We start from the raw sequence: 14,799 nt of genomic DNA, 5'->3' as shown, positions 1-14,799 counted from the left end.
CGGGCCTGACACAATGTTCGTCGTGGGTGCAATCACGCTGGACGGCAAGGCCACACGCGACGAGATCTTCACGGACCTGACCAAACGGGTGGCGGCCTTGACCGCTGCCGGGCGGACGCCGGGTCTGGGCACGGTGCTGGTCGGCGACGACCCGGGCTCACACGCCTACGTGCGCGGCAAGCACGCCGACTGCGCCAAGGTCGGCATCAACTCGATCCGCCGGGACCTGCCCGCCGACATCAGCCAGGCCGAGCTCAACGCCGTCATCGACGAGCTGAATGCCAACCCGGAGTGCACGGGCTACATCGTGCAGCTGCCGCTGCCCAAGCACCTCGACGAGAACGCCGCGCTGGAGCGCATCGACCCCGACAAGGACGCCGACGGGCTGCACCCGACCAACCTGGGCCGGTTGGTGCTGAACGAGCCCGCGCCGCTGCCGTGCACGCCGCGCGGCATCGTGCACCTGCTGCGCCGTTTCGAGGTGCCGATCGCCGGTGCGCATGTCGTGGTGATCGGCCGCGGCGTCACCGTGGGCCGGCCGATGGGCCTGCTGCTCACGCGGCGTTCGGAGAACGCGACAGTGACGTTGTGCCACACCGGAACTCGTGATCTGCCGGCGCTGACCCGGCAGGCCGACATCATCATCGCGGCGGTCGGCGTGCCGCACATGCTGACCGCCGACATGGTCAAACCGGGCGCGGCCGTCGTCGACGTGGGTGTCAGTCGGGTCGACGGCAAGCTCGCCGGCGACGTCCACCCCGACGTGTGGGAGGTCGCCGGTCACGTGTCGCCCAACCCCGGTGGCGTCGGACCGCTGACCCGGGCCTTCCTGCTGGCCAACGTCGTCGAGGCCGAAGAGGCGAAACTGTCTTGACCGCAAAGGAATTCGCCCGCAAAGTCTTCGCCGGCCAATGGCCGATCCTGTCGGTGGGCGTGTTCTTCGTGGTGGCGTTCGCGTTGGTGGTGGGTGGCTACTGGCGCCGCGGCGCGCTGGTGATGGCGATCGGCGTCGGGATCGCGGCGGTCATGCGGCTGCTGCTGACCGATGACCGTGCCGGCCTGCTCGTGGTTCGCAGCCGGATCATTGACGTCGCGACAACAGCGTCGGTCAGCGCCGTCATGCTGTACGTGGCATGGACCATCAATCCGTTGGGTACTGCCTAGTTTTTTTTGACCCGAGGCCAGTGCTTCACGCCGTCGGGAGCAGTGCGACCGGGCCGTCTTTGCGCAGCTGCGCCGGGGTGACCCCGAACCAGCGCTTGACCGACCTCGTCATGGACGACTGTTCGGAGTAGCCGAGGACGGCCGCGACTTGGCTCAGTGGCAGCTCGGTTTCGAGCAGCAGCCGGCGCGTCGCCGACCGGTAGACATCGGCCCGGATGTCCTCGAACGTGGCGTGCTCGTCCGACAGTCGCCGCTGCAACGTCCGCGGATGCATGTTGAGCAGGTCGGCGATCTCCGCCTTGGTGCCGCGGTTGGCCCCGATGGTGCTCTTCAGTGTGCGCTGTACGCGTTCCGAAAGGCTTTGTCCAGCTTCGGGATAACGCGTGGCGATGTACGCGATCGCCTGGCTGCGGAGGTGCGGCTTGATGGACTGGATCCGGGCGTGCAGCAGATTGCGCTCCAAATGTATTGCCGCGTAGGGCTGTTCGAAAGCGACAGGCGCATCGAAATGGGAACGGTATGCACTGCGTTCTCCGACCGGCGAGTGGGGGAGGGATACGCCATGCAGGCGCAGTGGAATTGGCGAAAGACTCTGTGCCATCCGGTATGTCGACGACAGGTACGCGTCGATCAACTGCCGCTGTGGGACCGCGCGCTCGAGTCGGACGTCGAAACGCACCGTGATGCAGCCGGGCAGGTGCGGGCTGGGGTCCTCGATGACCAATTCGTAGCAGGGGCTGTGAAAGAACAGATATCGGGATGCGTTGGCCGTCGCCTCGTACACCGTGTCGCTGTTCTGCACGACCACGGCGAGCAGGCCCAATATCGACAGGTCTTGACGGCTGCCCAGCTGGAGGCCGAGCGTGGGCAGCCGGTGCTGCCGCGCGGCGTTCTCGAGGAGGAGAGCGACGGCGTCGAGGGGGACCATCGTTTCGGCATCGTGCAATGCATCCGGGTCCAGTCCGCTCTGCCGGTACAACCGGTCGGGGTCGCCGGAGAGCTCGCGGATGAACGGGGCGAAGTCCTGCAGCACGCCGGCTCTGATCGACTCGTCCACGTTCGTCAGTGTCGAAATCCGTGTCTCGATATGTCAAGAGCGGCTTCCCGGCCGGACGGAAGATCACACCGTGAACTTCGATGAGTACCGCAGATACGACGCCACCGGGTTGGCGAAGCTGGTCGCAGACAAGGAGGTCTCGGCCACCGAACTGCTGACGCTGGCGCGGGACCGGGCCGCGGCGGTGAACCCCAGGATCAACGCCATCGTGCGCGATATTCCCGCCGCGGAGCCGTCGGACGAGCTCAGTGGTCCCTTTGCCGGTGTGCCGTTCCTGATCAAAGACCTGGGACAGGACTACGTGGGCTTGCCGAGCTCACACGGCTCCCGTTCATTGAAGTCGTTGCCGGCCACGGAACACGCGACGATCGTGCAGCGCTGGCTCGACGCCGGGTTGGTGATATTCGGCAAGACCAACCTGCCGGAGTTCGGGGCGAAGGCCATTTCCGAACCCGAGGTCTGGGGACCCGCGCGCAATCCGTGGGATCTGACGCGAACGCCGGGCGGCTCGTCGGGCGGTTCGGCCGCCGCGGTCGCCGCGGGAATCGTGCCCTGCGCCGGTGCCAACGACGGTGGCGGATCAACGCGCATCCCGGCGGCCTGCTGCGGACTGGTCGGGCTGAAGCCCGGACGCGGGCTGACGCCCTTCGGTCCCGGCAGCGGCGAGATGATGCACGGCGCAGCGGTGCAGGGGGTGGTCTCGCGGACGGTGCGCGACACCGCCGCGATGTTCGACGTCATCAGTGGCGGCGAGCCCTGCGGACCCTATGTTCCGGGGATGCCGACGTCGCCGTTCGCGTCGGCTGTGGGTGAGCGCCCGGCGAAACTGCGGATCGGCGTCCGGGTGCCCGCAGCGATCACACCGGCGCCGCACCCTGAGGCGTTCGCGGCGGTGGAGGCGACGGTGCGCACCCTGACCGAGCTCGGCCACCACGTGGAGGAATTGCCGCAGGCGCCGTTCGACGACGGTGAGTTGGCGCGGGACTTCCTGCTCACCTGGTTCGTGTTCTTGGCTTGGGAGGTCGCCGATGCCAAGCGGCTGACGGGTGCGAGCGACGATGCGTTCGAGCGCGAGACGCTGATCATGGCGGCGCTCGGGCGCGCGACCAGCAGTGTCGACTACGTGGCCGCTGTGCAACGGCGCCACGACCATGCCCGCCGGCTCACCACGTTCTTCGAGTCCTACGACCTGCTACTGACGCCGACGCTGGCGACGCCGCCCCCGAAGATCGGCGAGTTCGACCTGCCGGCCGCCCTGCGGCCCGCGGTCGACGTGCTGCTCAAGACCCGCACCGCATCCTTCCTGCGATACACGAAGATCGTCGACGACATGGTGGAGAAGAACCTGGGCTGGGTTCCGTATACGCAATTGGCGAATCTGACCGGCCGCCCGGCTATTTCGTTGCCGCTGCACTGGACCGCCGACGGGCTGCCGCTCGGTGTCCAGTTCGTGGCTCCGCTCGGAGGTGAATCGCTCCTCATCCGACTGGCCGCTCAACTCGAGGAAGCGATGCCCTGGGCCGACCGCGTCGCGCCGATCTAGCGGCGACGCGCTCAACCCGCACTCGCGCTGGGAATTGAATCGGACTAAAGTCCGTTTAATTCGGTCGAGTCATTCCGACCGTGAAACTTCAGCCCGAGGAGCACATCATGAACACCGCACTGTGGATTGTCGCCGGCGTATTGGCATTCGTCTTCGTCGGAAGCGGCGTCATGAAGCTGGTCCTTCCCAAGGAGAAGCTGGTTGCGCAGGGACTCGGTGGACTCGCCGACGTGGACCCGAACGCCATCCGCGGTATCGGCGTGGCCGAAGTGGCCGGCGCGATCGGCCTGATCGTCCCGCCGCTGGTGCACATCCTCCCGGTACTCACCCCGCTGGCCGCCCTCGGCCTCGCGGTGGTCATGGTCGGCGCCATCGTCGTACACGGCCGCCGCAAGGAGTACCCCAACGTGGCCGTCAACGTGGTGCTGCTGGGTCTCGCCCTGTTCGTCGCCTGGGGCCGGTTCGGCGCCTACGCCTTCTGAGCCCCACCGCCCCAGCGATTTGTGCACGATTTTCCGCGCTCAGCGCGGAAAATCGTGCACAAATCCCGGTCAGTGACCGCCGGTGCGGGCGAGCCGCTCCTCGTGGATCTTGACCAGTTCGCGGAAGCCGAGCCGGTGGTAGTGCGGCACCGGCTGCACGCCCCAGGTGTCCTGGGCGGTTTTCTGCCCGGTCGCTTCGGCGGGCCCGCCGAACGGCGCCCCTGAAAAGTCGTAGGGGAACTGGCATTCCACGGTGTCGTCGGAGTAGCGCACCTTCATCAGCTCGCTGCAGATCTCTCTGAACGACAACGTCGGCCAGCCGTACCAGACGGCCAGCGCCGGCATGGTGAACGACCCCTCGATGACGAGGCCGAACAGGCAGATGAAGAGCCCGCGCTTGAGCCACTTGTGCATGTTGGCGTAGACGGGCGTGGTGCCCAGAGGGAGCGACGACGTCGATTCGGCTTCGGTGATGGTCATGGAATTCCTTTAGTCGCTGAAGATTTCGCGATTGACGGTGTGCAGATACGGGATGGCCAGGAACGGCGTGATGTAAAAGATGTCGTACAGCCACCAGCCGACGACGGGGAAAACCACACCGGCATAACGGATGTCGGCGAACATCGTCATGTTGAACGTGTAACCGATCCAGATGACGATGCCGAACCAGCAGGTGATGATGAGCCACTGGTGCCCCCACCGCTTCATCTGCAGGAACGCGATTCCGGCCGCGATGCGCATGGTGAACACTGTCAGGATCAGCGCGACCTCCCAGGCTTTTTCGCCCGGTGCGCCGGCCCCGCCGATCCACAGTTCGTTGTAGTGCCAGAAGTATCCGGCGTCGAACATGTTGCCCCACGCCGTGATGATGGTGCGATTCAGCAGCGTGTGATTGGCCAACAAATCCAGTGACCACCCGATGCTGTTGAGCGCGGCGTCGAGGATCACCAGATAGCCGATGAGCGTCACGATGATGGGCCGCACCGACAGTCCGGCCTTCTGCGCGCGCCGTTGCAGCCAGACGCCGCGCAGGAAGAACGGCAGCCCGACGAACCCGATGAACATCGACCCCATCAACAGTGTGCCGGTGATCAGCCAGCGGTCGGCCTGCCGTTGCGCTTGCCGGGATTCGTCGTGGTGCTGGTCGTAACCGACCGTGGGGATGGTCGTCGAACTCACAGCGACCACCAGCCGCGGACAATCGACATGTGCAGCTGGATCAGGAACATCGCCAGTAGCCAGCCGTAGGCGAAAAGCTGGAAGACGATCAGCGCCCGTTTGCGTTTGCGGTCCTGCTCATTCATGGCCGTGAAACTCCCTTTCTGACTGTGACATTCGTGGTCAGTGGATACCCGCGGGTTGCAGGCACGCAGCTGCGATCTCCCGCAGGCCTTCGCTGATGGCGCCGTCGCTGCTCAGCGGGGCCAGTACCGCGGCTTCGGCGGCCGACATCTCGTCGGCACCCGCGGCGACCAGGTGCGCGGCCGAGACCAGCACTCGAGTCGACGGCGGCTCGAAATGGAAGGCGTCGTCGGCCTGGCGAATGCTGTTGGCGCACTGCACGAGCCGCGATGCGGCGCCGATGTCGATACCGGTTTCGCCGACGAGGACGTCGGCCTCACGGTCAGGTGGCAGATAGCTCATCGCGATGGTGACGAAGCGCTGCCGGAACGACGGTTTGAGGTCCTTGAGCGAATGCCGGTACGCCGGGTTGTACGAGCAGACGAGCAGGAAGGAATCGGGTGCCGGCACCACTTCGCCGGCGCGGTCCAGATAGAGGGTGCGGCGGTGGTCGGTCAGCGAATGCAGGATCGCCAGCGAGTCATGGCGCGCCTCCACCACCTCGTCGAGATAGCAGATGGCGCCATCTTTGACGGCGCGGGTCAGTGGGCCGTCGGTCCAGAGCACGTCACCGCCGGCGACGACGAAGCGGCCGACCAGGTCCGAACTGGTGAGGTCGTCATGACAGCTGATGGTGACCACGGGGCGCCCCAACAGGTTTCCCATGTGCTCGACGAAGCGCGTCTTGCCGCAGCCCGTCGGCCCGGTGAGCATGACCGGCAGTCGACGCTGATACGCCTGACTGAACGTGGTCACCTCGTCGCCGGCCGGCAGGTATGGCGAATCAGTCATGCGGATACCAACTCTCGGTGGACGTGCGCCAGAACGCGGGGGAGTTCCTCGACGTGGCGGATCCGCCGGGATCGACGTGAGCCGAAGACTTCGGGCAACGGATCCACCCGGACTGGCCCCAGGCCCAGGTAGTAGACGCCGACGCCCGCCTCGTCGGCTTCAGCGACGGCGTGCGCGACGTCGGCCCAGGCGTACCGGCCTTCGTAGCCTTCGTCGGAGATGAGTCCGTCGCCGATCACGATGAGAACTCGACGCTGCGCGGGCTGGGTCAGGAGGCGGCTGGTCACGTGCCGGATCGGCGCGCCGAGTCGGGTATACCCACCGGTCATCAGGCCGGACCTGCTGGGCAGCGCAAAGTGGTTGTCGCTGAATTCTTTCAGGCATCGAACCTCGACGCGATGGCGGGTGTTTCCGCTGAAGACGAAGATGCCGTGGCGCTCCCGAGCCACCGTCATGGCGCGGGAAAGGGCGTCGGCACAAGCCAATTCGAGGTCGAACACCCGGCCTTGATGGATACCCAGCGACGAGCTGCCGTCCATCAGTACGGCGGTGACGGTGTCGCGCGCACTTGGCAGTAAGGCGCGGAACACCTTTGGCTCCTGCTGTGACCCGGCGCGCCCGTCCGCATAGGCCGCGACGTAGGCGTCGACATCGAGGTCGCTGCCGTCCTCCAGTCGGTTGACCATCGTGCGGTGGGTCGGCTCGTCGAACCAGCGCCGGATGTCGGGCGACGCGCCACCGCGGCGGTCGTGCCGGGTCTGTCGCCGTTCCAGGACCGCGACGTGATCGGGCAGGAACTGGCCACGCCACGAATTCCACTCAGGGTAGGGAATTCCCGCGCGTTGGTCGGGCCGGATGTCGAGGTCGTCGTCCTCGGGCCGGCTGGCCGGCGGCAGGTTGGCGTTGCGCACGCCACCCTCGCCGCCGACCGGGATCGACATCAGCCGTTGGGTGTCCGAGCGGGATGAGGACCACGGCATACGGCCGAGGGTGCGCCGGATCGCGCTCGCCAAGGTACGGGTAGCGCCCGCGCTCAGCGGCAGTGCGCCGAGCACCGGATAGTCCGGCAATCGTTCCCGCGAGCGCGCCAACGTATCTGTGCGGGCGAGGATTTCGGTTGCACAGAGGTCCGGATCGGCCGGCTCCAGTTCGGGCAGCACCCGACGCGCTTCGGGAAGCAGGCCGGGCCAACGCCCCGCCAGCCACCCCAGTGCCACTGCACCCTCGATCAGGCGGAGCGCAGCGAGTTCGCGCTCCGTCAGCCCGTGCAGTGGGTACTGCGCGATGCGGTCTTTCGACGGCGCGCATTGCAGGGCAACACCACACGTGTAGGTCCGCAGCGACCAGTCGGGTGCGGGTGCCGGGTAGGGGACGTGGATGACGGAACGGCTCGCGCTCAAACCGAAGTGGCGCAGGTCGCCGGAGATCAGCCGCGCCCCGGCCCGCCGACGCTCCGACAGCGCCACCGCGGTCAGCGCGCAGGCGTGTTCGAGCTCTGCGGCGGTAATCGATTGGGACACTGGCGGACCGGCGGCTCAGAAGGTGCCGATGTTCGAGAACATCCAGTACCAGAACGCGATGAGAGCGGCCATCGCGCCCCACGCGATGGCGAGGCGGGCGATCTCCTGCCACATGGTGTCTCCTCCGGTTATCGGGCCGCGATTCCTCGCAGCGCGGTGTGGACGAAGTTGTCCAGCAGTGCGGTGCGGATCTGGTCCGCGCCGCGACTCGTGGTCAGCAGGGCATAGAGGCTGAGCAGGAAGTAGACCGCGCTGTGGAACGCGTCGACATCCGCATCCGCCTCACCGGCCTGGCGGGCCCGTTCGATCTCCTGGACCACCAGCACGATCACCCGGTGGTCGGTCCATTCGTCGTCCAGTGGCCTGTTCGAGGAAAAATGCAGGGCCAGAACGTCTTTGAACAGCAGCCGGCCGAGCCGCTGTTCGACGGCCACGATGACCCGGACCACCTCGTTCAGCGCCTCTTCGAGGGTGTGCGGGGTCTGCAGGAACGCGGCGAGCTCACGGCCGGCGGTCTCCTCGGCTTGGCGTTCGAGCTCGAACAGCACGTGTTCTTTCGTGGGGAAGTGGAAGTAGAACGTGCCGTGTGCGACGCCGGCCGATCTGATGATGGCTCCGACGTCGGCATCTGCCATACCCGCGCGCTTGAACTCGGTGATCGCGGCATCGAGGACACGCTGGCGGGTTTCCAGCCGTTTGGCTTCTCGCAGCGACGGTTTGGCGGTGGCGCGGGTCATGGTGGCTCAAGTTGTACTCGATTTACTGACCTGAGTCAATGACTTGAGTCAGTCACATTCACAGGAAATTGCCCGCTGGGCAAAGTTGCCCAGTGTGCAAAATTATCTGTACGGTGGCGGCATGCCCGAATCAGCTGAAACTGGTCTGCGCGAACGAAAGAAGCTCGACACCCGTCGGGCGCTCAGTGATGCGGCGCTGCAACTGGCGTTCGACCGCGGCGGGCTGGACGCCGTCACGCGCGAGGAGATCGCGGCGCTGGCGGGAGTGTCCCTACGGACGTTCAACAACTACTTCAGCGGCAAGTACGAGGCGCTGGCTTATCGCATCGCCGAGCGGATGCAGCGCAGTGTCGCGACGTTCCGGTCGCGGCCGGTCGATGAACCGCTGTGGACGTCGATCATCGTTGCCGTGACGGGCACGCTGGAAGAAGAGATGGTCGACATCACCGGTGCCGATCTCATCCCGGACCGCCGCGAACTCGTCGAAGTCCGAAAACTGTTGATGCGAACCGAGGTTCGTAACGCGGTGCCGCAGATCCTCTACCAGGACTGGGTAGCGGCCATCGCCGAGCGAACGGGCCTCGGCCCTGACGACATGTACCCGCGCCTGGTGGTGGCGGTCGTCCGCGCCATCGGGGACACCGCGATGGAGGCGTACGCCAACGCCGATCCGCCGGTGGCCATCACGCAGCTGATGCGTGCGGGTTTCGATGCCGTCATCGCGGGACTGCCTGAACCGACCAGGACGAAGGAGTGAGCATGCCCGCTGACGTCGTGATCTCCGGCGCCGGACCCAATGGCCTGATGATGGCCTGCGAACTCGCCCTCGCCGGCGTCAAACCGGTCGTGCTCGACGCGCTGCCCCGGCCGGGCGACGAGCCCAAGGCCAATGGCCTTGTCGGACAGGTGATCCGGCAGCTCGACATGCGTGGTCTCTACCAGGCATTCACCGGCGATCCCAACGCGCCGCAGCCCGCCTATGGCTGGATGTTCTCCGGCTTGCCGCTGAATTTTGTTGGTGTCGAGGCCAATCCGATGCGGGCGCTGCTGATGAAGCAGCCCCGATTGGTCCAGCTGCTGTACGAGCGGGCACAGGCTCTCGGGGTCGAGGTGCGATGGGGACACGCCGTGACCGCCCTGTCGGCCGGCCGCGACGGTGTCACCGTCGACGTGGCCGCGCCCGACGGTCCCTATGTACTGCAAGCCGATTGGCTGGTGGGTGCCGACGGCGGTCGTAGCACCGTCCGCAAGCAGTCCGGTATCGGCTTTCCCGGGCACACGTCGCCGACGGTGGCCCGGTTGGCGCATGTGCACATCGCCGATGAGTTCCGCACCGCGGACGGCGCGCTCGACGTGCCCGGATTCGGGCGGGTTCCGTTCGGGCACAACCGCTATGACACCGGCATGGTGATCTTCTTCGAGGCGCACGGAGATCCGCCGATGCTGGGCACGCTGGAGTTCGGTTCGCTGCCGGATGGCGCGCCGGGGGAGTTGACCTACGACGAGCTGAGGCAGAGCCTGCGGCGGGTGCTCGGGGTCGACGTGCCGTTCGACCTGCCGACCGGGCCCGGTCCGTTCGCGATGCGCCGCATCGACGGCCAGAACACCCGGCAGGCCGACGCGTACCGGTCCGGCCGCATTCTGCTGATCGGTGATGCCGCACATGTGCATTCGGCGATGGGTGGTCCGGGGCTCAATCTCGGTCTGCAGGACACCTTGAATCTGGGCTGGAAGCTGGCGGCGGTCATCAATGGCTGGGCGCCCGAGGCGTTGATCGACACCTATGAGTCCGAGCGCTATCCGGTCGGTGAGCGCGTCATGATGCACTCACTGGCCCAGATCGCGCTCACTGCGCCCGGACCCGAGGTGCGCGCCTTGCGCACGCTTCTCGGCGAACTCTTCCAGCTGCCCGACGCCACCGCGCATATGGCCGGACTACTGGCGGGGGCGGACGTGCGCTACGAAATGGGCGGCACCACCCACCGACTCACCGGATTCATGGTGCCGGACGAGAAATTGGACGACGGGCGCCGGCTCACCGACCTGCTGCACAGCGGTCGGGGCGTGGTCCTCGACCTGTCCGGTGGTGCGGCGGCTGCGGTCGTCGCACCGTGGGATCGCCGCGTCGACACGGTGGAAGCCGCCATGGCGGACGGGCCTGCCGCCATGCTGATCCGGCCCGACGGTTATGTCGCTTGGGCGGCAGACACTTTCGCCGCGGCGGATGCCGGTGACCTGCGCGCAGCATTGGAGCGCTGGTTCGGCCCGGTCGAGATCAGCGACTGAGCGCGCGGCGCGCGACGCCGGGGTGGGCGGCGAGCCTGGGGCCGAGCAGTAGGGCGAAGACCGTCACCGCGAGCCACGGCCGCAGGTGCGGGCGCAGCCGCCGGATCAACCCCGCATCGTCGAGTTCGAACACCAGGGCGTCGGTGATGGTGAGTCCCGCGATGCGCCCGCGGCTCACCGCGACGCGCGTGCGTCCGTCTCCGATGACGTTCTCCCACTGCAGGTTTCGCATCCCGGCGTAGACCGCGGTCAGCAGGACGCGCAGGTCGTCGCGGCCGCGGAACACCATGCGCCCGGACAGCGGGGAGATCAGCTCGGCGTCGGGTGCCAGCGCGGCGATGAACCGGTCGACGTCACCGCTGCGGGTGGCCGCGCAGAACGTCGCGACGGAATCTGTACTTGTCGTCATCAGGACCCCTGAGCGTCACTTGCTATTTGCAACCCACTTAAACAGAGTCCATTGCAGAAAGCAATGGACTACGCTTGTGCAGTGTCCAAACAGTCCTTCGGTGACATCTCCTGCTCGATCGCGCGGACGCTCGACATCGTGGGCCCACGGTGGACGGCCCTGGTGCTGCGCGACCTCTTCGCGGGAATGGCTCGGTTCGAGGACATCCGCCGTGATCTCGGCATTGCGTCGAACGTCCTGGCCGCGCGTCTGGACGATCTGGAGCGCCACGCGATCGTGGCACGGCGCCAATACCAGAGCGCGCCTCCTCGTTTCGAGTACGTGCTCACCGACAAGGGGCGCGACCTGTACCCGGTGATCGCGACCCTGCTTGCGTGGGGTGACAAGTGGACGGCCGGTGAGGACGGGCCGCCGGCGCAATTGGTCCATGACGAATGCGGCTGTGTCACAACGGCAAAGACCGTCTGTGCCGAATGTGGAGGGGAGCTCGGGGCGCTGACGACGACCGCGGTGCCCGGCCCCGGCGCACGCGTCGGCCCGGGCACCGCGGTCATCGGCGGATTTCTGACTCCTGGTGAACCGGGTGCCTAGGCCAGGGTCGCCCGCACGCAGTGTGTGACGTACGGCAACGCCAATCCGGTGCTGCTGGCCAGTGCCGGATGTGTGCTCAGCAGCTCGCGCACCTCGCCCAGCACCTTGCGGCGTACGTCGGCGGGCGAGGTGATGCAGTAGCTACGGGACGCGACAAGGTCCAGAAGCGCTTGCGGCGTAAGGTAACTCGTCCACTCGAAGCGGTGGGTCTCGATGTCGGTGAAGTCGCCGCACAGTGAGTCGGCCGACGGATCGTGCTCGCAGCCGATGATGCGGTTCAGTTCCTTGACCCAGCCCAGCCGCTCGTCGCGGATGTTCCAGACCAGACCCAGCCGGCCGCCCGGTCGCAGCACCCGTGCCACTTCGGCCGCAGCCCGTTCCGGGTCGAACCAGTGCCAGGCCTGCGCGACCAGGACCGCGTCGACACTGTTGTCCGGCAACGGGATTTCCTCGGCCGTGCCGAGCAGTGCAGGCACCGACGGCAACGACCCGCTGAGCACCTCGAGCATCTCGGGGATCGGGTCGACGGCAGTGACCGCCAGACCGCGCTCGGCCAGCCGGACGGTCAGCTTGCCGGTACCGGCGCCGAGATCGAGGACGTCGACGGACCCCGCGGACAGCAGCCAGTTGATGGACTCCGGCGGGTAGGACGGCCGTCCGCGTTCGTACGCGGCGGCCTGCTCCCCGAAGGACAGCGAGCGTTCGCCCGTCACCGGGACGCCAAGTCCAGGGTCTGGCGGATCAGCAGGCCAACCTTGTCGGTCTCGACCAGGAAACCGTCGTGGCCGTAGTCGGACTCGATGACCTCGAGGCCCGGGCAGCCCGGCAACAACGTGGCCAGTTCCTCCTGCAGCCGAATGGGATACAGCCGGTCGGAGGTGATGCCACCGACGATCACCGGCACCGGACAGGACCTCAGGGCCGCCGCGACCCCACCGCGTCCGCGCCCGACATCGTGACTGCTCAGCGCATCCGTCAGCGCGACGTAGGTGCCCGCGTCGAACCGTGCGGCCAGCTTGCGGCCCTGGTACTCCAGGTAGCTCTCGACCGCGTAAAGGCCGTCGCTGGAACTCTTTTCGTGGTTCTGTGCGGTGTTGCGGAACCGGTCGTCGAGTTCCTTCTCGCCGCGGTACGTCAGGTGCGCGAACCGGCGGGCGATCTGGATGCCGTCGTCCGGGGTCAGACCCGTCAGGTAGTAATCGCCATCGGCCCAGTTCGGGTCGGCCTTGATGGCCGCGACCTGCGCGCACTGCGTGCCGATCTGGTCCGCGGTGGCCCGCGCGCCGACCGCCAGCACCAGCCCGGCCCGCACCGTGTCGGGGTGTCCCACAAGCCATTCCAGCGCCCGTGCGCCGCCCATCGAGCCACCGACGACCGCGGCCACCTGGGTGATGCCGAGGGCGGCCAGGGCCGCCAGGTCGGCGTTCACCTGGTCGCGCACGGTGATGGCGGGAAACCTTGAGCCCCAGGGTTTTCCGTCGGGAGCGAGCGAGCTGGGGCCCGTCGACCCACGGCAGCCGCCGAGCACGTTGGTGGCGATGGCGCACCAGCGGTCGGTATCGATCGGGGCACCCGGACCGGCGACGCCGTCCCACCAGCCGCCCGTCGGATGGTCCGGCCCGGCGGGCCCGGTGACATGGGAGTCACCGGTCAGCGCGTGCAGCACCATCACGACATTGTCGGCGGCAGGGGACAGCTCACCCCAGCGCTGCACCGCGATGGACACGTCGGGCAGCACGACGCCGCTCTCCAGCGTCAGCGAGCCGATGTTCACCACACCGATCTCGCCTTCGGCAGGCAGCAGCGGCGCTGCGGAGATGTCAGACACGGGCACGTCGATAATCGTCACACCAAGGCCGCCTTTCGGTCGGCACCCCCCACCGATCCAGCAGCAGCGAAGCCCTGCTCCAGGTCGGCGAGGATGTCTTCGATGCCCTCGATGCCGACAGCCAGCCGCACCAGGCCCGGGGTGACACCCGAGGCCAGCTGCTCCTCGGCGGTCAGCTGCTGGTGCGTCGTCGACGCGGGGTGGATCACCAGCGACCGGACATCACCGATGTTGGCGACATGGCTGTGCAGCGTCAGCGCGTTCACGAACGCCTTGCCGGCCTCGACGCCGCCGGTCAGTTCGAACGACAGCACCGCACCGGTGCCCTTGGGGGCCAGCTTGCGGCCCAGCTCGTACCACGGGGACGACGGCAGGCCGGCGTAGTTCACCGAGAGCACGTCCGGGCGGCCCTCGAGGTACTCGGCGACCTTCTGCGCGTTGGACACATGGCGTTCAACGCGCAGAGACAGCGTTTCCAATCCCTGCGCGATGAGGAATGAGTTGAAGGGAGCGGCGGCGCTGCCCAGATCGCGCAGCAGCTGCACGCGCGCCTTGAGCGCGTAGGCCGGTGCGCCCAGGTCGGCGAACACCACACCGTGGTAGCTCGGGTCGGGCTCGGTGAAGCCCGGGAACTTGCCGCCCGTCCAGTCGAAGGTGCCACCGTCGACGATGACGCCGGCGATCGCCGAGCCGTGCCCGCCCAGGTACTTGGTGGCCGAGTGCACAACGATGTCGGCGCCGTGGGCCAGCGGCTGGATCAGGTACGGGGTTGCGACGGTGTTGTCGACGATCAGCGGCACGCCGTTGTCGTGCGCGACGCCCGAGACACCCGGGATGTCCAGGATGTCGATCTTCGGGTTGGAGATGGTCTCGGCGAAGAACGCCTTGGTGTTCGGCCGGACGGCGACGCGCCACGAGTCGAGGTCGTCGGGGTCCGCCACGAAGCTGACGTCGACGCCGAGCTTGGGCAGCGTGTAGTGCAGCAGGTTGTAGGTGCCGCCGTACAGCCGCGGCGAGGCCACGACGTGGTCGCCGGTGCCGGCGATGTT

At 67.2% G+C, this 14,799-nt stretch carries 18 protein-coding genes; 7 read left to right on the top strand and 11 right to left on the bottom strand.

Going from position 1 to position 14,799, the window contains the following annotated elements; all coding sequences use genetic code 11:
- Positions 1-22 precede the first annotated feature (22 nt).
- Positions 23-874, top strand: a complete 852-nt coding sequence (locus VXD91_RS01900) for a bifunctional methylenetetrahydrofolate dehydrogenase/methenyltetrahydrofolate cyclohydrolase (protein ID WP_029105851.1) — start codon at positions 23-25, stop codon at positions 872-874.
- Positions 871-1,164, top strand: coding sequence for a DUF3017 domain-containing protein (locus VXD91_RS01895; RefSeq protein ID WP_020104182.1), 294 nt, complete (start codon positions 871-873; stop codon positions 1,162-1,164). Before VXD91_RS01900 ends, VXD91_RS01895 begins: the two co-directional genes overlap by 4 nt.
- Positions 1,165-1,189: 25 nt before the next feature.
- Here VXD91_RS01895 and VXD91_RS01890 read toward each other — a convergent pair whose 3' ends face one another.
- Positions 1,190-2,221 carry an AraC family transcriptional regulator gene (locus VXD91_RS01890; RefSeq protein ID WP_293023062.1) on the bottom strand — a complete coding sequence of 344 codons (1,032 nt, stop codon included), beginning with the start codon at positions 2,219-2,221 and terminating at the stop codon, positions 1,190-1,192.
- A 70-nt stretch (positions 2,222-2,291) separates the two neighbouring features.
- Here VXD91_RS01890 and VXD91_RS01885 point away from each other — a divergent pair, with 70 nt between their 5' ends.
- Entirely contained in the window at positions 2,292-3,764 is a 1,473-nt protein-coding gene (locus tag VXD91_RS01885) for an amidase family protein (RefSeq protein ID WP_293023059.1), read from the top strand.
- A gap of 107 nt (positions 3,765-3,871) precedes the next feature.
- Entirely contained in the window at positions 3,872-4,246 is a 375-nt protein-coding gene (locus tag VXD91_RS01880) for a DoxX family protein (protein WP_226519285.1), read from the top strand.
- A 69-nt stretch (positions 4,247-4,315) separates the two neighbouring features.
- Here VXD91_RS01880 and VXD91_RS01875 read toward each other — a convergent pair whose 3' ends face one another.
- The 6 genes from VXD91_RS01875 to VXD91_RS01850 all read right to left on the bottom strand — a co-directional run bounded on the left by VXD91_RS01875 (position 4,316) and on the right by VXD91_RS01850 (position 8,636).
- A complete protein-coding gene (locus VXD91_RS01875; RefSeq protein ID WP_293023054.1) occupies positions 4,316-4,726 on the bottom strand; it encodes a hypothetical protein in 411 nt (136 codons plus the stop codon).
- A gap of 9 nt (positions 4,727-4,735) precedes the next feature.
- The gene (locus VXD91_RS01870) at positions 4,736-5,425 is read right to left on the bottom strand and encodes a hypothetical protein (protein ID WP_061004786.1); all 690 of its coding nucleotides are present in this window, start codon (positions 5,423-5,425) and stop codon (positions 4,736-4,738) included.
- The gene (locus VXD91_RS01865; protein ID WP_256370088.1) at positions 5,422-5,550 is read right to left on the bottom strand and encodes a hypothetical protein; all 129 of its coding nucleotides are present in this window, start codon (positions 5,548-5,550) and stop codon (positions 5,422-5,424) included. The genes VXD91_RS01870 and VXD91_RS01865 overlap by 4 nt, the downstream gene beginning before the upstream one ends.
- 37 nt (positions 5,551-5,587) lie before the next feature.
- On the bottom strand, positions 5,588-6,379 hold the full coding sequence (locus VXD91_RS01860; RefSeq protein WP_293023048.1) for a CbbQ/NirQ/NorQ/GpvN family protein: 792 nt from the start codon (positions 6,377-6,379) through the stop codon (positions 5,588-5,590).
- Entirely contained in the window at positions 6,376-7,899 is a 1,524-nt protein-coding gene (locus VXD91_RS01855) for a VWA domain-containing protein (protein WP_293023045.1), read from the bottom strand. Before VXD91_RS01855 ends, VXD91_RS01860 begins: the two co-directional genes overlap by 4 nt.
- 128 nt (positions 7,900-8,027) lie before the next feature.
- Positions 8,028-8,636: a TetR/AcrR family transcriptional regulator gene (locus VXD91_RS01850; protein WP_293023042.1), complete on the bottom strand. Its 609-nt coding sequence runs from the start codon at positions 8,634-8,636 to the stop codon at positions 8,028-8,030.
- A gap of 121 nt (positions 8,637-8,757) precedes the next feature.
- Between VXD91_RS01850 and VXD91_RS01845 the strand changes: the two genes are divergently transcribed.
- Together VXD91_RS01845 and VXD91_RS01840 are read left to right on the top strand one after the other, a co-directional pair.
- On the top strand, positions 8,758-9,393 hold the full coding sequence (locus VXD91_RS01845) for a TetR family transcriptional regulator (RefSeq protein ID WP_226519280.1): 636 nt from the start codon (positions 8,758-8,760) through the stop codon (positions 9,391-9,393).
- Between the two features lie 2 nt (positions 9,394-9,395).
- Positions 9,396-10,922, top strand: coding sequence for an FAD-dependent monooxygenase (locus VXD91_RS01840; protein ID WP_346414489.1), 1,527 nt, complete (start codon positions 9,396-9,398; stop codon positions 10,920-10,922).
- Here the strand turns inward: VXD91_RS01840 and VXD91_RS01835 are convergent.
- Positions 10,912-11,331 (bottom strand): nuclear transport factor 2 family protein, encoded by a 420-nt coding sequence (locus tag VXD91_RS01835; protein WP_346414488.1) that lies wholly within the window; start codon positions 11,329-11,331, stop codon positions 10,912-10,914. The two genes, VXD91_RS01840 and VXD91_RS01835, sit on opposite strands and share 11 nt — an antisense overlap.
- A gap of 81 nt (positions 11,332-11,412) precedes the next feature.
- Here VXD91_RS01835 and VXD91_RS01830 point away from each other — a divergent pair, with 81 nt between their 5' ends.
- Positions 11,413-11,922: a helix-turn-helix domain-containing protein gene (locus VXD91_RS01830; protein WP_346414487.1), complete on the top strand. Its 510-nt coding sequence runs from the start codon at positions 11,413-11,415 to the stop codon at positions 11,920-11,922.
- Here VXD91_RS01830 and VXD91_RS01825 read toward each other — a convergent pair.
- From VXD91_RS01825 to VXD91_RS01815, 3 genes are all read right to left on the bottom strand, one after another.
- Positions 11,919-12,635 (bottom strand): class I SAM-dependent methyltransferase, encoded by a 717-nt coding sequence (locus VXD91_RS01825; RefSeq protein ID WP_346414485.1) that lies wholly within the window; start codon positions 12,633-12,635, stop codon positions 11,919-11,921. The two genes, VXD91_RS01830 and VXD91_RS01825, sit on opposite strands and share 4 nt — an antisense overlap.
- On the bottom strand, positions 12,632-13,771 hold the full coding sequence (locus VXD91_RS01820; protein ID WP_346414484.1) for a homoserine O-acetyltransferase: 1,140 nt from the start codon (positions 13,769-13,771) through the stop codon (positions 12,632-12,634). Before VXD91_RS01820 ends, VXD91_RS01825 begins: the two co-directional genes overlap by 4 nt.
- A partial coding sequence (locus tag VXD91_RS01815) for a PLP-dependent transferase (RefSeq protein WP_346414483.1) occupies positions 13,768-14,799 on the bottom strand: 1,032 nt, incomplete at its 5' end. The genes VXD91_RS01815 and VXD91_RS01820, both read right to left, overlap by 4 nt.

Origin of the sequence: Mycobacterium sp. SM3041, from assembly GCF_039668335.1 — a bacterium.
In the GTDB taxonomy this organism is placed as follows: Bacteria; Actinomycetota; Actinomycetes; order Mycobacteriales; family Mycobacteriaceae; genus Mycobacterium.
Note: the sequence above shows the minus strand (reverse complement) of the source record. Positions and strands in the feature narration are given on the sequence as shown.